Origin of the sequence: Parabacteroides sp. 20_3 (assembly GCF_964238835.1) — a bacterium.
GTDB lineage: Bacteria > Bacteroidota > Bacteroidia > Bacteroidales > Tannerellaceae > Parabacteroides > Parabacteroides distasonis.
On record NZ_CAXSNO010000008.1, the window covers coordinates 304,439 to 323,873 of the forward strand.

Genomic DNA, 19,435 nt, shown 5'->3' on the forward strand with positions numbered 1-19,435 from the left:
TTTCAATAAATCGTTAACTAAAAAGTAATAAATATGCCTCCAGCAGCAAGATTGACAGATATGCATACATGTCCTATGCAAACCCCGGCTTGGCCATCACCGATACCCCATGTAGGCGGTCCTATTGTAGGGCCGGGAGCGGCGACTGTTCTAATCGGCAAGCTACCGGCGGCGGTAATGGGAGATAATTGCGTTTGTGTAGGCCCTCCGGATACGATCATTAAAGGATCTTCCACCGTGATGATCTGCGGTAAACCTGCCGCCAGAATGGGAGATACGACAGCTCACGGAGGGCAAATCGTATTGGGATGTCCCACCGTTATAATAGGTGGTTAGGAGGATCTGCGGCATATAATATATGTATATTGTGAGAATATTACTATCTTTGCCGCCACTTGAAAACTAAAAATAACAAGACATGGAAACAGTAGTAAGTGGAATCAGACCAACAGGTAATCTGCATCTAGGCAATTACTTTGGCGCGGTAAAGAGTTTCTTGCGGATGCAAGATGAGTATAATTGCTTCTTCTTTATCGCTGATTGGCATTCGTTGACTACTCACCCGCATCCTGACAATATACGAAATAGCGTAAAGACGATCCTCTCGGAATATCTGGCTTGTGGTATCGATCCGGAAAAAGCTACCATTTATATTCAGAGCGATGTGCCGGAGGTGGTAGAGTTGTATCTATATTTGAATATGAACGCCGGTATCGGCGAGTTGATGCGTACGGCTTCCTTTAAGGATAAGGCTCGTCAGCAGTTGCATATCAGCCGGGAAGGATGTGAAGGCGATGTAGAGAAAGAGATTTTTAATGAAGGTAATAAACATAGCGTAAGCGCTGGTTTGTTGACTTACCCGACCTTGATGGCCGCCGATATTATTATCCATAAGGCGTTGAAGGTTCCTGTAGGTAAGGATCAGGAGCAGAATATGGAAATGGCCCGTCGTTTCGCCCGCCGTTTCAATTCTACCTATGGAGTAGATTTCTTCCCGGAACCTGCGTCGTTCCATTTGGGCAATAAGTCCGTGAAAGTACCGGGCTTGGATGGCTCCGGTAAGATGGGTAAGAGTGAGGGTAACGCGATCTACTTGATCGATGATGAGAAAACAATCAAGAAGAAGGTTATGAAAGCGGTTTCCGATGCGGGACCAACCGAGCCGAATAGCGTGAAGCCCGAGCCGATCGCCAATTTATTCACGATGATGGAAATTGTCTCCGAGAAAGAGACCTATGATTTCTTTAATGAGAAATACAACAATTGCGAGATCCGTTACGGCGATATGAAAAAGCAGTTGGCCGAGGATATCAATAAGTTCTGCGCTCCGATCCGTGAGCGTATCTTGGATATGGCCGCCAATACGGAATATCTGGATAAGGTAGCCCGTATGGGTGCGGAGAAAGCTCGTGAGAGCGCTTCTAAGACTTTAAATGAGGTACGCCAGATTATCGGTTTTCGTCCATATTGATGCTTATTAATTAAAAATAAGAAAAAGCGTTTAGGGATAAGTCCTTAAACGCTTTCTTTTTATTAAAACCATTATAAAGAACCTGAAAAGCGATTTGTTAAAAAGAAAAGGTTGTTACTTTGCGGTGAATAGTTACAGATAACAAACGTATGGCTGCTATTACCACCCAAGAATTTGAACATCATTTCAAGAGTTTATATAAGCCCTTGTGTTTGTTTGCGCTTCGTTATACCGATCAGGTGGACGATGCCGAGGATATCGTGCAACAGGCCTTCGCGGATGTATGGGATAAGAACCGGGCTGGTAATGTGATCGGGAATCTCAAGGCTTATTTATATCAAGCGGTGAGGAACCGTTCTCTTTCATTTACCTCACAACCCGTAAACGCTGAGGCCACCGAGCAGTTACCCGACGTAGAAGATACCTCGGAAGAGGAAGACATCCTGCGATCGGAGCGTGACGCCCGCCTGTGGGACGCTATCGATCGGTTGCCTCCCGAACGGAAGAAGATTTTCTTGTTATCCAAACGGGATGGCTTGAAATACCAAGAGATCGCGGAGGAATTGAATTTATCGGTAAAAACGGTTGAGAACCAGATGAGCAAGGCATTGAAAGCTTTGCGAGAGACCGCTATCCGTGTTTATATGTTCTTTTTCGGATAAATTTTATAGAAAGGAATGGGGGTTTTTCATATTTCTCTGTCTTAGAGATAAAGGTTACTTGTTTATTTCATTAAAGCATGGAGAGTGTATGAGGAAGTTGGTGGTATTTGTGATGTTGATGACGTGCGTGATCTCGGCCCAAGCGCAATGGAAAGTGACGCCGGAAGCCGGTATGAACGTGACAAAGTATAAGGGAGATGCCGCTAAGGTAGGCTTTAAGGCTGGGGCCGCAGTCTCTTATACATTCGGATCGGGCTGGTTCTCGCTTCAATCCGGTTTGTATTATGTGCGACGGGGGAAGGGGCTGTCTTCTTATAGTGAGATTTATGGAACTAGTGAGAGTCCATATGGGGGACGGGAAGGTACGAGTATATTTCTCTATCCCGTTTCCAGTGATTATTTGAATCTGTGGGGATACGGTTATGGTAATGGTTACGGCTTTACGGGCTTCTATTATGATACCTATGGAATTAAGGATTTTGATGTAGAAGGTATAAGGCATCGCAGTCAGAAGGAGCATCGTGAATATATCCAATTACCGATCTTGGCTCGTTTCGATTGGCAGGTAAGTAAGGATGTTCGGTTACATTTGGCGGTCGGTCCCTATTTGGCGGTTGGCTTGGGAGGAAAAGTGACGTATGAGGAAAGTGATTATTCTTTAAAAGGAAAGCTGCCCTATAATAAGGAAATATCATATAACCCGTTTAATCCCGGCCAAGGATATGCGGTAGCGCCTCGTTTTGACTGGGGAGCTACCATAGAGGCTGGTATAGAGGTGAAACGGGTCGCTTTTAAGGTTGGCTATGATCTGGGTATAGATAAGCAATACAAGGGATATGCTTATAACATAGGTCTGAACTATCATACGGCTAGTTTTACCTTGGGATACACATTTTAAAGAGAAAATAGGATGAAAGCGATGGTTTGTATAAAGTGGGTATTTATATTCGCGGTGTCGATGATGATTTTCTCATCTTGCGTATCGTCTAGGATCTCGCCGAGTATGAGCGTGGGAGTTCCATTGAAGAAGGGGCAGGCCCCAAATGTCGGATTCCAATGGTATGAGACTGGAAGGACTTATTAAATAGAAGGAATAGTTATGAATAATAACGAGCATGACAATAAATTGGAACAACGCATCCGTTTCGTAGCGAAACGCTATCGGGAAGGAAGCCTTGACCCGGATAAGGCATGGCAGAAGTTCGCTTCTGAGCATGCGATTAGCCGGAAGGTCTCGTTTCGCCGGTATTGGATCGGGGCGGCCGCTGTCGTGTTAGTGCTCGTAGGTTTGGGGACATGGTTTACGGTAGAGAGAAACGCCCCGGATTGGGTTGCGATTACTACCGCCCCCGGACAAATGAAAGATGTTTACCTTCCGGATAGTACCTTGGTCGCTTTGGCCGGCGATTCATGGATCCGGTATGACGCGAAGAGATATGATAAAGAGAGGCGTGCCGTGGAGATGAATGGAAAGGCCTTTTTCCAAGTGACGAGGAACGAGGCACGCCCTTTCTCAGTGAAAACGAGCCAAACGGAAGTTACGGTGCTGGGAACAAGTTTCCAGATAGATGAGAAGCCTACCGTTACGGAAGTCAATGTAGTTACCGGCAAGGTATGTTTTACCGCCGGGGAGGAAAAGGAGAATGTGATACTTACCGCTGGAATGTCGGCTCAGTATTCTATGGAGAACAAGGAGATAACGGTAGTGACGGAAGAAGACGTGAACAAGTTAGCTTGGAGGACAGGGCAACTTCGTTTTATGGAGACACCGCTGGATAAGGTGATTGAGGACTTGAGTGATTATTATCAAGTCAAGATTGCGAACCAGACAAAGAATGAGGGAGCGAGATTGACCGCTACTTTTAATAATCTGCCTTTGGAGGATGTCTTGCAGGTTGTTAACCAGACATTGGACGCTCATTTGGTTTCCACTTCGAAGAAATAAAATCAGATCATTTATGAGATCTATTGTTGTATGGCTGATAGGGATTCTTTTGCTTCCCGGTTGGATGGGACATCTATATGCGCAGATGCCCGAACCTACGCCGACGGTTACGTTGGATATGCGGCAGGTTCCCCTGTTGGATATATTGATGGAGCTTGAGAAACAAACCGGATTGTTCTTCTCGTACGAGTCCTCTCTGCTGAAAGAGCTGCCAGAGGTTTCCCTGTCGGTCCGGGATGAATCCTTGTCGTACTGCTTGAAGCGCTTATTTTCCCCATTACCGATTATTTATCGGGTTACGGGGCAATATATCATCTTAAAGCGAAAGCCCCGTCAATATACGATCAGCGGATTCGTCAGGGATTCAGCCTCGTATGAGAGTTTGTTGGGGGCCTCGGTTCTGGTGAAAAGTTCGAGGGGAGGGACGATGTCTAATAATTACGGCTTTTACAGCTTGATACTTCCACCCGGTAAGGTCCGCCTTAGGGCCTCGTACGTGGGCTTTAAGGCGATGGAGATAGAGATCGATTTGCAAAGGGATACGATGATCGACTTCCCGTTGAGGTCATTGGCCTCGTTAGGCGAGGTCGTTATTCGGGGGACCCGGCCTCGCTACGAGATATTGAGTAGCCGCACGGGGGTGATCGACGTACCTGCCGAGCGGGTGAAGTCGATGCCCGCTTTGCTGGGGGAGGCGGATCTGGTGAAGACCTTACAGCAGTTGCCGGGCGTGGCGGTAGGCACCGAGGGAATGACCGGCTTGTATGTTCGTGGGGGCGGGGCCGATGAGAATTTGTATCTGCTGGATGGAAATCCGGTCTATCATGTGAACCATTTGTTGGGGTTTTTCTCGGCGTTCAACCCGGACGCGATAAAGAATACCCGGTTTTATAAAGGGAGCTTTCCGGCGGAATACGGGGGAAGGCTCTCGTCGGTTGTAGATGTCCGTATGAATGACGGTAACCGGCAGGAGTATCACGGGAATATCTCCGTAGGGTTGCTTTCCGCACGGGCGAATCTAGAGGGGCCGATTGTTAAGGATCGCTCCTCGTTTAATGTCTCGGTACGCCGTACGTGGTTGGATTTGATAACAGGGACGGCTTTGGCGATCGTTAATAAGAACAGTGATACCAAGGAGAGTTTCGGTTATCACTTTTTTGATATAAACGCGAAGGTGAACCATTCTTTCTCGGAACGTAGCCGGGCCTATTTGAGCTTTTATATGGGGCAAGATGCTTTTCGGCAGGGAAGCAAGGAGAAGCATGAGGATTCGGATGATATGTTTCTCTGGCGTTGGGGAAACTTGATCGGCTCCGCAGGGTGGAACTACGTGTTCGGGCAAAAGCTGTTTGGTAATCTAATGGTGGGCTACAGCCGTTTTCGCTCGCATATCCGGCAAGAGGCGAAGGGGTATGAAATCGAAGGAAATAGGGCAGAACGGCAATCAATTAAGCGGGATAGCCGTTATAAATCGGAGATGGAGGATCTGAGCGTACGGCTGTCAGTGGATTACAGTCCTTCAATGAATCACCGGATACGAATGGGCACGGATTACCTGTATCATAATTTTCGTCCGGAGAATAGCCAGCAACGGTCTTGGGTGAACGATTCGTTAGTAAATCCCGTATATGAGCTTTTGTATGATTATTCCTTGATAAAAGGGCATGAGTTCTCTTTGTTTGCCGAGGATGAGATGCGGGTCACGGATCGCTTGCGGGTGAATGCCGGATTGCGGTATACCTTGTTTCATGTAGAGAATGAGATCTATCATTCTTTTCAGCCTCGTTTGTCGGCACGTTATTTACTTCGTCCGGATCTATCGGCGAAGATATCCTACAGTAAGATGAACCAATATGTCCACTTATTATCGAATACCTATGTGAACCAGCCTACGGATATTTGGGTCCCGGTGACGGAGCAAGTCCCTCCGATGAGTTCTCACCAGATTACTGCCGGGCTTTATTATAATCTGAAACGGATGTATGATTTCTCGATCGAGGGGTATTATAAACGGTTGAATAACTTGATTGATTATAAGGATCATTGGCCGGTTGAGACACATTTCTCCGGTTGGGAAGACCGGGTCGGTTTGGGAAAGGGTAAGACCTATGGTGTGGAGTTTATGGCGCAAAAGACAAATGGGAAGACAACCGGATGGATCGGGTATACGCTCTCTTGGTCGGATCGGTGGTTTCCGGATGGTTCCGTGAATAAGGGGCGTCATTTCCCGTTTCGCTTCGACAACCGGCATAAGGTGAATGTGGTCGTTTCTCGTAAGTTATCCCGGAAGGTGGAGTTAACGGGAGCTTGGGTGTTCGCCTCAGGAAACCATATTAGCTTGCCGGAGTATAAATATCTGTCTCCGATTTATCAGAAAGAGAACGGGTATGCCGGAGTAGATTCATACAGACCGATGAATTCAGGTTTGAGCGCTCGTAATAATTATCAATTGTCTCCTTATCACCGTTTGGATCTGGGCGTGAATTTTTATCGATATAAAAAGAAGGGTCGGATGGGGATTTGGAACATAAGCATATACAATACGTATTTGAAACCGAATCCCTTCATGACGGAGGTTATGGTAAACCAGGATATAAATCAGCGATATCAGGTGGTGCTACAGGAGACGATTTTGTTCTATTGCATGCCCTCGGTTTCTTATACTTATAAATTCTAGCTTATGAAAAGATATTTACCTTGCCTGTTTGTGTTAGGATTATTGATGGTCTCTTGCGTTCGGGATGTGGAGATTGATTTGGAGGATCTGCCGGATCGGATTGTACTGAACGCATCGGTATGTCCCGGAAAGGAGGTGTGTGCTCATCTCTCGAAAACATGGTTTATCATGGATAGCGTTCCCGATTTTGAGCTATCCGACGCAAAAGTCCGTGTCTATGTCAATGATGAGTTTCAAGGTCTTATGCGCAATGATGACCTGCCGGAAGATTCTATACATTCACGGGGGCAATATGTTCTGCCCGGTTGTTTCGTGAGACAGAGGGATTGTTTGCGTATAGAGGCCGAGGCCGATGGGTATGAGCCGGTATCCGGGGAAACTCGTATCCCCGGTCGGGCACGGATTTATGAGGTGGATACCTTATCCTATCGATCTTCTGCCTACAATGCCGAATATCTGCGTTTCTCTGTTAAAATCGGGGTTGAGACGGATTCCTATTATCGTTTAATCGTGGAGCAGATCTTGGACTTCCGGAAGGGGGATAGTACCCGTACCGTAACCTCTTTCCGTAGCTTAGGAGGATATAGTTGGTATTATTCTGGTTTTAGCGTGGATTATGAGGATCCTGTTTTCCAGTCTTTTGGAGGTAGTCCTATCACGAGCCAGATGGATGGGCGTTACTGTATGGGTGTATTTAGAGGGGAGGATCTGGTTAATACGAATGCTATTAAGGTTTCTGTTTTTCCTGTTGAATACTCGTATGAGAGTGATACCCTTTCTATGGACGTTCATTACGATGTGCGCCTGTTGTCTATCTCCGAGGATTATTATCGATATATGAAGATTATGAGGGGGTACTCTATCACGATCGGCGATGCGAATTTCGGGGCGTTGATAGAGCCTGCCGATACGTATTCGAATGTGGAGAACGGCTTTGGGATTGTCGCCGGATATCAAGAGGATAAATTGCGTATCACGATGCCGAGAGACACGGTGCCTCCTTATTGGAATCCTTGGGATGGATAAGCCCATCCCGCGTTGACGACCTGTGCTTGCCGGTTCATACATCATGAAGCGGTAAGTTCACGAGGTATGAAAAAAAGGCTTTTCCTTGATAGGGGTATTTCCGGGAGATCCTGTCTTATCAATGAACTCAATAAAGTAGAATGATGACAGAGTGGATGAATAAATGGCTTATGGCCATTTTTTGCTGGATGATTTTTATGCCTGTTCCAGACCTCTTGGCCCAATCAGCCAAGACGAAGGATGATCCCCGGATTACGTTGCGTATGAAGGAGGTTTCGTTGCCGGAGGTCTTGTCAGAGATCGAAAGACAGGCGGGCGTGACCTTCTCGTATGAGTCTTCTTTGTTGAAAGAGCTTCCGAAGATCAGTTTCCAAGTGAAAGATGAGGCATTGACGGATTGTTTGACCCGCTTGTTCGAGTCGTATCCGATCGTGTATAAGGTGAGTGGAAAGATCGTGATTCTGAAGCGTAGACAGAGACAGGTAACGATCAGCGGCTTCGTGAGGGACCAAGCGTCCTCGGAGTCTCTGATCGGAGCCTCTGTTTATGAGGTCGCCAGCCGGAAAGGCTCGGCTACGAATAGCTATGGTTTTTTCAGTTTGACGCTTCCGCCGGGGAATATCCGCTTGCATGCTTCTTACATTGGTTATGAGAGCTGTTCCTTTAATTTCACGGAATTGGATAGGGATACCATATTAAATATTGAGTTGCGTCCGAACGCCCGTCTGGAGGAAGTGGTAGTTACGGCCTCGGAGCGGGATCGTTTGTCTGTAAATAACACCTTGATGGGAACGATGGAGTTTAGCCAGAAGACGATCAAGGCGACACCGACCCTGTTTGGTGAGTCCGATATCGTGAAGACCTTGCAACTGACTCCGGGTGTAGCCAGTGGGACAGAGGGACTGGCCGGTTTATATGTTCGTGGCGGCGACCAAGATGGAAATTTGTTTTTGATAGACGGTAATCCGGTTTACCAGATCAATCATGTCGGCGGGCTATTCTCCGCTTTCAATCCGGAGGCGATCCGTAATCTGGACTTTTTCAAGGCGGGTTTCCCTGCGAGATATGGCGGGCGACTCTCGTCTGTGGTAGATGTCCATACCAAAGAGGGCAATATGAAAGAGTACCATGGTAGCGCTACGATCGGGCTGATCTCCGGTAATCTGAGCTTGGAAGGACCTATCATCAAGGATCGCACGGCTTTTCAGATAGCGCTTAGACGCTCGTGGCTAGATGTATTCTCTGCCCCGACGATAGCGATCGTAAACAGGGTCATAAAAAAGAACGGGAGCCGGATCAACCTTCGTTACGCTTTTCACGATTTGAATTTAAAGCTTAATCATCGTTTCAGCGATCGCAGCCGGATGTTTTTCAGCTTATATAACGGGAATGATGTATTAAAAGGAGGGGGAACGGATTTCTCAACAGAAGAAGAGCAAGTCCCTTATACGGATGGTACCCATTCATCGCTGCGTTGGGGTAATTTGATGGGAACCTTGGGCTGGACTTATGTCTTCAATAACCGTTTGTTCGGACGGGTTTCCGGGGTCTTTTCACGGTATCGCTCGAATGTACGGAGTTCAAAAGAATATAATTATGGTGTGGAAGGAGAAGATAATTATCTCTCTTCTTCATCGGAAACGAGTAGTTCTACCTCTATCTTGGATATGGGCGTCCGTTCCTCTTTTGATTACACGCCTTCTACGTCGCATGTGATTCGTTTTGGAGGGGATTTCTTGATGCACCGTTTCCGCCCGGAGTATAATGAGGTGAAAGCAGCCGGTTCCGGTATGCTGGAGTTTTCGAATATAGGGAAAATATATACGAATGATCTGCTATGGGCCCGTGAGGCGGCTGTCTTCGGAGAGGATGATTGGAATGTCTTACCTAGCTTGCGTTTGAATGCGGGGCTTCGGTTTAGCCTGTTCAATGTGGAGCGGAAGGCTTATACCTTATTGGAGCCTCGCGCTTCCTTGAGATGGTTGCTACGTGACGATCTTAGCTTCAAAGCCTCATACGCCCGTATGGGGCAATATATCCATTTATTGGGCAACAGTTATATAAATTTGCCGACGGATGCGTGGATGCCTGTTACCCGTAAGTTGAAACCTTTAATCAGCGATCAAGTCTCCGCTGGTTTCTATTATAATCTGATGCGTTCTTATAGTTTCTCGGTGGAGGGGTATTATAAATGGATGAAGAACCTGTTGGATTATAAAGACGGCTATTCCTTCTTGCCCGGTACGGCGGCTTGGGAGGAAAAAATGGCGGTCGGCAAGGGACGTTCGTATGGCGTGGAGTTCTTGGCTCGCAAGGAAAGCGGACGTACGACCGGTTGGATAGGATATACACTTTCATGGTCGGATCGGCGTTTCGATGAGATCGATAACGGGCGACGCTTTCCGGCACGTTACGATAACCGGCATAAGCTGAATATCGTGGTTTCGCATAAACTGTCGGATAAGGTGGAACTGACAGCCGCTTGGACGTATACTTCCGGCAATCGAATGACCTTGTCGTTGGAGAGTTATGAGCAAGCTGGTACGCTTACTATTTCCAACCAATACAAGATGAATAACTGGTGGGAACCATCCGGGGAAGTGGTGGATTTGTATACACGTCGTAATAATTACCAGATGCCGGCTTATCATCGTCTGGATTTGGGACTTAATATTTACCGTCCGAAGAAGAAGGGACGAATGGGCATCTGGAATATCAGTATTTATAATGTATATAGCCGGATGAATCCGTTTATGGTCTATAAAAGTGATAACTGGGAACGAACGAATAACTTAGTCCCGGGTTCTTCTTCTCCCTATAGCGGTAAAACAAAACCTTGTTTTAAGTTGATAGGTATTATGCCTATCATACCTTCCATATCATATACTTATAAATTCTAGGAAGATGAAACAGATAAAGAGTATCCTAATAAATACGATTTGTATAGTAAGCCTGTTTGGTTTGATGTCTTGCATCAAGGAGATCGATCTTGAATCCTTACGGCCGGATCCTACCTTGGTAGTGAACTGTGTCGCTATAACCGGCGAACCCTTAACCGTAAGTGTCTCCCGTACTTGGTTTTTCACGGATGATCATCCGAACGTGACTTTGGATAAAGCCGAGGTGAATTTATTCGTGAATGGCGTTTTTAAAGAGCGTATGAGCTTTCAGGAGGGGGATGAGGCATTTAACACGAAAGGTTATTTCAAGTCTGATTTTATACCGGTGAAAGGGGATCGTATCCGTGTGGAAGCTTCTTATCCGGAATATGGGGTGGCAAGCGCTGAGACGGTCATGCCAGCGCCTGCTCAGGTCTTGAAAGCGGGGGTAACCTATGCTACGGTAGCTGGCTCTTTTGGTTCTGCTCGCCAGAATGCGATTTATCAGGTAACGCTCAAAGATAACCCTGCCGAGGAGAATTATTATTTACTCCGTATGGAAGAGGGCATTCCTGTTTTTGATGGAATAGCTAAGGAATATACAGGAGAATATAAATGGTTCTCGGTGAGTCCAAACTATGCGACTGAACCTGTTTTTGGCCAATCGTTGACGGCCTTGGATCAAATCTTTGGCAATGACTGGATGTATGGGTATGATGGGAAGGTCTTTTCTGATGAGTTAATAAACGGGCAAGAATATACCTTGCACTTAACGGATGAGTATTATTATGAACCTTATTATGGATCATATCCGCTAAAAGTAGTCCCGGATTCGATAGGGATAGAAGATCTAAATGAGGAAGATTTTCTTCCGATTCCTCCCAAGCACCTACGGGTACACCTATATGCTATCTCAGCGGAATACTATCGATATCTGAAAGTTTTGCAAGATAAAGACACGGATTCAGTTTCGAACCTTTTGATCGATGGCGGTCTGGCCGAACCGATCCGTGTATTTAGCAATATAGACGGTGGTGTCGGTATCCTAGGCAGTTGCCATGTAGGAATGTTTGAGACGGAAATAGCGTCTTCCTCACATTCCAATCTTGAAGCGGCCCGATTTGAAGACGGGATAGACTAGGAACTGTGGTTCCATCTTCCGTCGTACCGGGTTGTATTCATAGTTGATACCGGCTCCCATCCAGAAATTATCAGTAACCTTGAACTCCATTGAGCCGCCCACTTGGGTATGGTAGAGAAAAGGGTTGCTGAGCATATGGGGGTTGTTGTACTCGTCGGCGTAATAAGCGTATTGTCCCCAGCCTTTCAGTTTCAACCAGTCAGTAGGTTGATATTCCACTTGTACGTTTGCGCCCGCTGTTATTCCGGGACTAGGGTTGAAGGGACTAAAGAAACGACCACCGAATCCTCCGCCATAAAGACTCCAATTGCCGCTGTGCCAAGAAATACCCCCGTTCATGATCGTCATGCCTCCGACTCCCGGCCATGTATATTGAACACCGTTAGCGATAAGATCGAAGCTCTCGTTTAGCCGTTTCATATAAGTCTCATTGAAATCCAACGCCATTGGCGATACCTCCCGAAGCATCGGGGTATATACGTTAAAGAACGGCTGATAGGCGGCGGAAGATATCTGCATATCCATCGGACGCTCTTGTAGGGACGTATGGGGAATATCGGGCGTGAACTCCCGCAATTTAATATCGATATCCCGTGTCCCCGCAGGGGTAAATGTCTTATAAGAGGCTTTCGGGATGTTCAACTCATACGTCTTGTTTTTAGGCAGGACGATGATTTTACCTTCTTTATTTAAAATAAACGAAAAGTCAGACTGTGCATGGATTCCAACGACACATATCCATGCCATGAATATAAATAATCCTCGTCTCATACACTCTCCTCCTATTTTTGATGTGAAGGTAACTTTTTTTTGAATAAGATGCAACTTTTAGGATACCTATTTCATCCATATAATAGAGAGCATAAGTACTTATGGATGAACAACTGTTAATCGATGGATGTATGCGAGGCGAATCATGGGCTCGTAAGGAATTGTACGAGCAATATGCTCCTGCTATGATGAGTGTTTGCATGCGTTACGTGGGTGACAGGGAGACGGCCCGTGATCTTCTGCAGGACGGGTTCGTGAAGATATTTACGAAGATCCGGTCGTATTCCGGCTCCGGGGCTTTCGGGGGATGGATACGGCGGATCTTTGTCACTACGGCTCTTGAATATCTCCGGTCTTCAGAGAACACGAGGCTAAGTGTAGGTCTGGACGGCTATGACGACAGTTTGGAAGATATCAACTATTCCGTATTGGACCGTTTATCGGCGGACGACTTGTTGGCTTGCGTGGCCCAATTGCCGCCGGGATATCGTACGGTCTTCAACTTATATGCGATAGAGGGATATACGCATAGCGAGATCGCCGAGATGCTGCATGTACAGGAGGCGACTTCCCGCTCCCAGTTTATCCGGGCGAGGAACGCTTTGCAAAAGAGTGTACAATCTTTAATAAGGCATGAAAATGCGGGACGATAAGGATCATAACGAACGGCTGGATGATTTCAGCGGCTATATGCGGCAGCGCTTGGAAGAGCACCGGTTGCCGGTAGATGCCGGCTGCTGGGATGAGGTGGAGGCCCGGATGAACCGGAGAGCGAGATCACGGGGTTGGTTGTGGACGGGAGGCTTGGCCGCCGCCGCAGTGCTGGCTTTGGTTATTTGGCTGCTACCTTCCCCGGAGAAGATGCCATTGGAGGAATTGAGCCCCTTTCAGAAAGAGATATCGGAGAAAGCGGAGGAAATGAATATTCTTCCGGAGCATCCCGTTTTACCTGTAGAGCCTGTAAAGAAACGTATAGCGAAAGTGCTGAAATGGGAAAAAAAGGCTAAGCTTTCCGCTATTGTCGGGGAAAAGGAAACGATCCGGGAGGATGAGAAGTGTGAGACTATCGAGATTATTGAGAAGGATGCGATTGCGGCTATCGTAGAAGAACCGTCTGCGAAGGAGGATGCGTCTGAGGATTCGACGGACATAGTCGTTAAGCGAGGTGACTCTACGGTTCCTCTACCGGAAGGCGAACGAAGTCCCCGACGAAAAGCCTCTTTGAAAAAGAAAGCCAAGAAGAGTAAACGGAATAAGTGGTTATTGGCCGCCGCCGTTGGCTCTAGTGGTTATGTAGATAGCTTTTTAAATACGGATATGAGTTATGGCGATGTTTCTTCTCCGGGAGATATGAATGTTCCTTCCCAAGATCCTGATCCGAATAAGCCGGATAAAGACGATAATGAGAAGGAGAATGGCAATACGCCTCCCCAAACGGCCTCATTCCGTAATGCCCCGGTATTACGGAGTTCTAAGGTGGATGAGAACTTCTTGGATAATCGTTCGTTCGAATCTTATCCGGACGTTAGCTACTCCCTTCCGATATCTTTTGGTTTTACGGTACGGAAGGATTTGAGCCGGCGTATAGCCGTGGAAAGTGGATTGATGTATACGTATTTATCCACTACATTCAAGAGGGGAGGGGATTGCCCGTCGGAGGTGAAATCGTCTTTGCATTATCTGGGTATTCCTTTGAATCTGGTGGTTTATGTATGGAGGAATCAGCGATGGAATGTCTATCTCTCCGGAGGCTTTATGATGGAGAAGGGTTTGCAGGCCGTGCATAGCGGTTATATCGCCGGAAACGGAACGACTATCTCTAAGAGCAAAAAGGAGGGCATCCACGGTATGCAATGGTCCGTGAATGCCTCGGTCGGTGCCGCTTATCGTTTCTATGGGGATTGGAGTCTCTATTTCGAGCCTCGCTTCTCCCATTATTTCGACTGTGATCAACCGGCTAGTATTCGTACAGACAAGCCGTTGGGATTTGGGTTGAGCGCAGGTATACGATATGCTTTTTAATGATTAAATCTATTATAATTATGCGGAAACTTTTTTATTGGGCGTTTGCCTTTAGCCTTTGCGTCTTAATGGGATGCAAGGATGATGGAGTGAGAATGGAGGTCGTGCGGTATGCTATCAACGAACCGGTATTCATGTCGATCTCCGAGTTTCGGAATTCAGTGAAGGTGACGGATGAGGTGGTGCCAATCACCAAGCGGGGTAAGATCTGTTTCTATAAGGATTACCTGTATATTTCTTCCCCGGATAAGGGCATCCATATCGTGGATAACAGGAATCCGGCATCTCCCCGGATAGCGGGCTTTGTAGAGTTGATCGGTAACGAGGATCTCTCGATCAAGGATGATAAATTGTATGCGGATTCGTATGTGGATCTGGTCTGGTTCGATATCTCCGATCCGGAGAGACCTGAATTGGAAGGTCGTGTGGAGAACGCTTTCCGTTATGCGCTTCCGACCATAGAGAATGGCTATGGGTTCGATTATAATATGTGTTATTCGGAAGAAGCGAGAGCGAAAGGTGTCGTGGTTGGTTGGGAGCCGAAGGAACGGGAGGAAACCATTTACCATTATCCGAGTTATGGCGGTGATCTGATGGCGAACGATGCGGCGCCGGGTACTTCCACGCAGGGCGTGAACGGATCTATGGCTCGTTTTTCTATTTATGGTAAGTACTTATATACGGTAGAACAGAATATCATGTGTGTTTTCGACCTGTCTGGAGACAAGCCTGTCTTGACGACAAACGACATTTGGTTGCAACGTGGTGTCGAGACTCTTTTCAACTATAAAGATAAGATGTTCATGGGAACTCCGACCGGCATGTTGATCTATTCGCTGGAAGATCCGCTAGCGCCTAAGTATCGTTCTTCCGTAAGTCATGTCTTTGGTTGTGATCCGGTTGTCGTGGAGGATGACTTAGCGTATGTGACCGTGCATTCCGGAAATACTTGCGGGCAAAATACCAATGAACTGATGCTCATAGACGTGAGTGATGTAGACCAACCGAACTTGCTGGTTACTTATGGCATGAAATGCCCGAAAGGACTAGGTATCGATAACGGTACTTTATTCCTCTGTGACGAAGGGTTAAAGGTCTTCAACGCGAAAGATCCTATGACCTTGCTGGCTAATCAGCTTGTTCATTATGCAGGTATGGAGGGTTACGATGTAATCCCTTTTAAGAATACCTTGATGATGATCGCCGATGATGGCCTTTACCAATACGATTATTCCAATTTACAGGCGATATCTCAGTTAAGTAAATTGCCAATGGGCGAATAGAGTTTAATATTCCTCTTCGCTATTCGCTTCGCAAGGTGTTTACCGGATTGCGGGATGCCGCCTTATAACTATGCCTGCTTACGGTCAGTAGCGTAACCATCAATACGATACCGCCGGATAGCAGGCTTGTTTCTATGGAGTACGTTCACGAAAATTCGCTACTTTTTATGTGTTATTTATGCGAGAATGTAAATAAAATGAGCTTCCTACTTTGATGTTATAATATTTATTCTGATCTTGCGGATGTTATTGTGTTTGATAAATTAAAATCTAAAACTATTATTATGAATCATTTTAACAATGTGCACGGACTAAAAGGATGCATTCGTTGTTTGACTTTAAAAAACGTGCTTTTAGCTCATTTTTTATTGGCTTTTTCAGTGGCAGGTAGTGTTTCCGCCGAGGTTTTGCCTGCATCTTATTTAAATGGCATTGAACAACAATCCCGGAAAGTTGCAGGACGTGTTTTGCAAAGAGTTGATAACGAGCCGGTCATTGGTGCTAATATTGTTGTGACAGGTACAACAATCGGTACAATTACAGATGTGGAGGGACGTTTCTCATTGGACAACTTGCCGGCAAATGCCCGTACGCTTACCGTATCTTTTGTTGGCATGACTTCGCAAACGCTTCCGATCAAATCAGAGATGATGATACTTCTGGAGGATGATTCGGAAACATTGGATGAGGTGATGGTCGTGGCCTATGGTACGGCTAAGAAAAGTACATTTACTGGATCTGCCAGTTTGCTGAAGTCTGAGAAGATAGAGGCTCGTCCTGTTACATCGGCAACTTCAGCTTTGCTAGGATCTACGCCGGGTGTGCAAGTAGCCTCAGCCAGTGGTCAGCCCGGTTCAGATTCGGATATCTATATTCGCGGATTGGGTTCTATTTCTGCGACGAATACCCCTTTGATTATACTTAACGGCATGCCCTACGATCAGAGTATCAGTAGTATCAATCCCAGTGATATAGAGAGTATGTCTGTCTTGAAAGATGCTTCATCTGCGGCTCTGTACGGCGCACGAGGTGGTAATGGTGTTATCCTGATAACCACCAAGACGGGTAGTAAGGATCGTATGTCGGTGAATGTGAAAATCAACCAAGGATTCACGAATCGGCAAAGTCAGGATTATGAACGATTGGGCGTGAATGATTATTTGAAAGTATATTGGGAGAGCGCACGCAACCAGTTGATAAGTGGTGGTGCGTCACCAGAGCAAGCGGGAATGGCAGCCGCTCAAAACTTGATTTCAGGAACGCTGGGCTTCAATCCGTTTAACGTGCCGGACGATCAGGTCGTGGATGCGAACGGTGTGCTTAACCCGAACGCTACGTTCATGTGGGCGGATGATACCGATTGGGAAGACGCTATCCAGCGCACGGGCAGCCGTACGGATATAGGCGTGAGCGTGAGCGGAGGTAATAATAAGTCGGATTATTATCTTTCCGCCGGTTATCTGACGGAAGGTGGTTATATCATCGGATCGAAGTTCGACCGATATACCTTGAATACGAATGTAAACTCGCAGATCACCTCGTTCTTGAAGATTGGCGGTACGCTCTCCGGGAATATCAGCAAGGCGGAAGGGCAGCAGTCGCAAGCTTCGGGAAATAACAACAACCCTTTCCGATTCACTCGCTATATCGGACCGATTTATCCGATCCATGTACACGATCCTCGTACCAAAGAATATGTGCTGGATGCCAATGGCAATAAAGTGTACGACTTCGGTCAGGCCTATACGATCGAGGAGGGTGTGGAAGCGCCTTCGCGTGCGTATATCTCTGGTAATAACCCGGCTATTGAGTTGCAAAATATCAGCAACGGATACAAGCGGAATCAATTGAACGCGAAATTGTATGCAGAGATCCGTTTCTTGAATGATTTTAAGTTTACGGTGAACGGAGCCGTGGGAACAAGCTCTCGTTTAGGGCATTCGGCCAGTATCTATTATCCGGAGAAGACTGAGGTGGGGTCGAGCACGAAGACCGTTTCGTTTGAGACAACTTGGACGTTCAACCAATTGCTCTCCTATACAAAGAATTTCGGCAACCACCATGTCGATGTCTTATTAGGACATGAGAGTTATGATTATGAGTACAATTACCTGAAAGGCTCTATGCAAAACCAGACCATCCATAATGGCAACTTTGAGTTCAGCAATTATTCGGTGCCGGACGAGCAAGACTCTTATACGAATACCTACAAGACGGAGGGATTCCTTGCCCGTGCGAACTATGACTATAACAGCCGTTATTTCCTTTCTGCATCCGTACGCCGTGACGGATCCTCCCGCTTTTATAAGGATTCCCGTTGGGGTACATTCTTCTCGGTAGGAGCTGGTTGGCGTATTGACGAGGAGCGTTTCATGGAAGATCTTGATTTCATCGATTTGCTGAAGTTGCGTGTCGCTTACGGTGAGGTGGGTAATGATGCCATCGGTAGCTACTATGCTTGGCAAGCGGCTTACGAGCAGGCCATGAACGGATTGGAGGCCGGTTATATCCAGCAACGTGTCGTTCGTAATAAGGATTTGCAATGGGAGGTGTCTCGCAATGGCGACGTGGCTTTGGAGTTTGAGTTGTTTAAAAGTCGTTTGTCGGGTAGTATAGAGTATTTCGATCGTCGTTCCAGTAACTTATTGTTCTCGATCCCGCAAGCTCCGGATACGGGTGCTACTAGTGCATATAAAAACGCAGGTACGATGTACAACCGGGGTGTGGAGGTTGATTTGAACGGAAAGGTCATCCAAACAAAGGATTGGACGTGGTCTGTGGGAATTAACGCTACATGGTTGAAAAATCGGATTACCTCTTTGCCGGTAGAACCTTATAACAGCGGAGTACATCGGGTGGAAGAGGGCCATTCGCGCTATGAGTTTTATCTTCGCCAGTGGGCGGGAGTAGACCCTGCTACCGGAAACTCTATCTATGTGCCGGATCCGGAACTGACGGTGGAGTCTGTCGACCTTGTAGAGGTGGATGGAAAAACATATACGACTAACGTGAATGAGGCCATTTATGATTGGGCCGGAGAATCTACACCGAAGGTATCGGGAGGTCTTAATACGAACGTATCTTGGAAGAATCTTTCTTTAAGCCTGTTGTTTAACTTCCAGCTAGGTGGCAAGATGTATGATGTAGGATATTCCGATTTGATGACACAGCCTTCAGGATCCGCATCCTTGACTTCCAACAAGCATGTGGATATCTTGAATCGTTGGCAGAAACCGGGCGATGTCACGAATGTGCCTCGCATCGAGGATTTCGCAGATACGAATATGAATGCGGGAACTTCTACTCGTTGGTTGATCAGCTCGAATATGTTGGAGTTGGCTTCCGCTACTTTGAGCTATGATCTGCCGAAGCAATGGCTGGAGAAGGTTTCCATGCAAGGACTCCGGGTATATGCGTCAGGAGAGAATCTATTCTTGCTGACGAAACGAAAAGGTATTTTCCCTCGTTCAAACATATTCTCAGGATATAGTGGTAATGCGGATGTTTATTTGCCTGCGAGAGTATTTACTTTTGGTTTGAATCTTACTTTTTAAATCA

15 protein-coding genes are annotated in these 19,435 nt (G+C 46.6%); 14 read left to right on the forward strand and 1 reads right to left on the reverse strand.

The window, feature by feature from the left end; all coding sequences use genetic code 11:
- The first annotated feature begins 33 nt into the window (after nt 1–33).
- The 10 genes from ACESPU_RS17145 (at nt 34) to ACESPU_RS17190 (ending at nt 11,801) form a co-directional block, all read left to right on the forward strand.
- Nucleotides 34–336, forward strand: coding sequence for a PAAR domain-containing protein (locus tag ACESPU_RS17145; protein ID WP_005859557.1), 303 nt, complete (start codon nt 34–36; stop codon nt 334–336).
- A gap of 82 nt (nt 337–418) precedes the next feature.
- A complete protein-coding gene (gene trpS / locus ACESPU_RS17150) occupies nt 419–1,471 on the forward strand; it encodes a tryptophan--tRNA ligase (RefSeq protein ID WP_005859555.1) in 1,053 nt (350 codons plus the stop codon).
- 149 nt (nt 1,472–1,620) lie between these two features.
- Nucleotides 1,621–2,133, forward strand: coding sequence for an RNA polymerase sigma-70 factor (locus tag ACESPU_RS17155; protein ID WP_005859552.1), 513 nt, complete (start codon nt 1,621–1,623; stop codon nt 2,131–2,133).
- Nucleotides 2,134–2,221: 88 nt separating this feature from the next.
- Entirely contained in the window at nt 2,222–3,031 is an 810-nt protein-coding gene (locus tag ACESPU_RS17160; RefSeq protein ID WP_005867490.1) for a porin family protein, read from the forward strand.
- A gap of 12 nt (nt 3,032–3,043) precedes the next feature.
- Nucleotides 3,044–3,217: a hypothetical protein gene (locus ACESPU_RS17165; protein WP_005859549.1), complete on the forward strand. Its 174-nt coding sequence runs from the start codon at nt 3,044–3,046 to the stop codon at nt 3,215–3,217.
- A 15-nt stretch (nt 3,218–3,232) separates the two neighbouring features.
- The gene (locus ACESPU_RS17170) at nt 3,233–4,078 is read left to right on the forward strand and encodes a FecR family protein (RefSeq protein WP_373133554.1); all 846 of its coding nucleotides are present in this window, start codon (nt 3,233–3,235) and stop codon (nt 4,076–4,078) included.
- 13 nt (nt 4,079–4,091) lie between these two features.
- Nucleotides 4,092–6,755, forward strand: coding sequence for a TonB-dependent receptor domain-containing protein (locus ACESPU_RS17175; protein WP_373133555.1), 2,664 nt, complete (start codon nt 4,092–4,094; stop codon nt 6,753–6,755).
- Nucleotides 6,756–6,758: 3 nt separating this feature from the next.
- A complete protein-coding gene (locus tag ACESPU_RS17180; RefSeq protein ID WP_373133556.1) occupies nt 6,759–7,781 on the forward strand; it encodes a DUF4249 domain-containing protein in 1,023 nt (340 codons plus the stop codon).
- 140 nt (nt 7,782–7,921) lie between these two features.
- Complete coding sequence (locus ACESPU_RS17185) at nt 7,922–10,681, forward strand: TonB-dependent receptor (protein ID WP_121961548.1); 2,760 nt, start codon at nt 7,922–7,924, stop codon at nt 10,679–10,681.
- A 4-nt stretch (nt 10,682–10,685) separates the two neighbouring features.
- On the forward strand, nt 10,686–11,801 hold the full coding sequence (locus ACESPU_RS17190; protein WP_005867500.1) for a DUF4249 domain-containing protein: 1,116 nt from the start codon (nt 10,686–10,688) through the stop codon (nt 11,799–11,801).
- On the opposite strand, the gene ACESPU_RS17195 is transcribed toward ACESPU_RS17190, so the two are convergent.
- A complete protein-coding gene (locus tag ACESPU_RS17195) occupies nt 11,754–12,572 on the reverse strand; it encodes a hypothetical protein (protein WP_022192503.1) in 819 nt (272 codons plus the stop codon). The genes ACESPU_RS17190 and ACESPU_RS17195 overlap by 48 nt on opposite strands.
- 101 nt (nt 12,573–12,673) lie before the next feature.
- On the opposite strand from ACESPU_RS17195, the gene ACESPU_RS17200 reads away from it, so the two are divergent.
- The 4 genes from ACESPU_RS17200 to ACESPU_RS17215 all read left to right on the forward strand — a co-directional run bounded on the left by ACESPU_RS17200 (nt 12,674) and on the right by ACESPU_RS17215 (nt 19,431).
- The gene (locus tag ACESPU_RS17200) at nt 12,674–13,225 is read left to right on the forward strand and encodes an RNA polymerase sigma factor (protein ID WP_008772825.1); all 552 of its coding nucleotides are present in this window, start codon (nt 12,674–12,676) and stop codon (nt 13,223–13,225) included.
- Complete coding sequence (locus tag ACESPU_RS17205) at nt 13,212–14,594, forward strand: porin family protein (RefSeq protein ID WP_057326216.1); 1,383 nt, start codon at nt 13,212–13,214, stop codon at nt 14,592–14,594. The genes ACESPU_RS17200 and ACESPU_RS17205 overlap by 14 nt, the downstream gene beginning before the upstream one ends.
- Nucleotides 14,595–14,614: 20 nt before the next feature.
- A complete protein-coding gene (locus tag ACESPU_RS17210; RefSeq protein ID WP_048927226.1) occupies nt 14,615–15,877 on the forward strand; it encodes an LVIVD repeat-containing protein in 1,263 nt (420 codons plus the stop codon).
- A 284-nt stretch (nt 15,878–16,161) separates the two neighbouring features.
- On the forward strand, nt 16,162–19,431 hold the full coding sequence (locus ACESPU_RS17215) for a SusC/RagA family TonB-linked outer membrane protein (protein WP_373133558.1): 3,270 nt from the start codon (nt 16,162–16,164) through the stop codon (nt 19,429–19,431).
- Nucleotides 19,432–19,435: the final 4 nt, after the last annotated feature.

Bases quoted from the DNA above. Each gene is read 5' to 3' on its own strand.
- ACESPU_RS17145 (WP_005859557.1), top strand. From the start codon at position 34: ATGCCTCCAGCAGCAAGATTGACAGATATGCATACATGTCCTATGCAA.
- trpS (WP_005859555.1), top strand. From the start codon at position 419: ATGGAAACAGTAGTAAGTGGAATCAGACCAACAGGTAATCTGCATCTA.
- ACESPU_RS17155 (WP_005859552.1), top strand. From the start codon at position 1,621: ATGGCTGCTATTACCACCCAAGAATTTGAACATCATTTCAAGAGTTTA.
- ACESPU_RS17160 (WP_005867490.1), top strand. From the start codon at position 2,222: ATGAGGAAGTTGGTGGTATTTGTGATGTTGATGACGTGCGTGATCTCG.
- ACESPU_RS17165 (WP_005859549.1), top strand. From the start codon at position 3,044: ATGAAAGCGATGGTTTGTATAAAGTGGGTATTTATATTCGCGGTGTCG.
- ACESPU_RS17170 (WP_373133554.1), top strand. From the start codon at position 3,233: ATGAATAATAACGAGCATGACAATAAATTGGAACAACGCATCCGTTTC.
- ACESPU_RS17175 (WP_373133555.1), top strand. From the start codon at position 4,092: ATGAGATCTATTGTTGTATGGCTGATAGGGATTCTTTTGCTTCCCGGT.
- ACESPU_RS17180 (WP_373133556.1), top strand. From the start codon at position 6,759: ATGAAAAGATATTTACCTTGCCTGTTTGTGTTAGGATTATTGATGGTC.
- ACESPU_RS17185 (WP_121961548.1), top strand. From the start codon at position 7,922: ATGATGACAGAGTGGATGAATAAATGGCTTATGGCCATTTTTTGCTGG.
- ACESPU_RS17190 (WP_005867500.1), top strand. From the start codon at position 10,686: ATGAAACAGATAAAGAGTATCCTAATAAATACGATTTGTATAGTAAGC.
- ACESPU_RS17195 (WP_022192503.1), bottom strand. From the start codon at position 12,572: ATGAGACGAGGATTATTTATATTCATGGCATGGATATGTGTCGTTGGA.
- ACESPU_RS17200 (WP_008772825.1), top strand. From the start codon at position 12,674: ATGGATGAACAACTGTTAATCGATGGATGTATGCGAGGCGAATCATGG.
- ACESPU_RS17205 (WP_057326216.1), top strand. From the start codon at position 13,212: ATGCGGGACGATAAGGATCATAACGAACGGCTGGATGATTTCAGCGGC.
- ACESPU_RS17210 (WP_048927226.1), top strand. From the start codon at position 14,615: ATGCGGAAACTTTTTTATTGGGCGTTTGCCTTTAGCCTTTGCGTCTTA.
- ACESPU_RS17215 (WP_373133558.1), top strand. From the start codon at position 16,162: ATGAATCATTTTAACAATGTGCACGGACTAAAAGGATGCATTCGTTGT.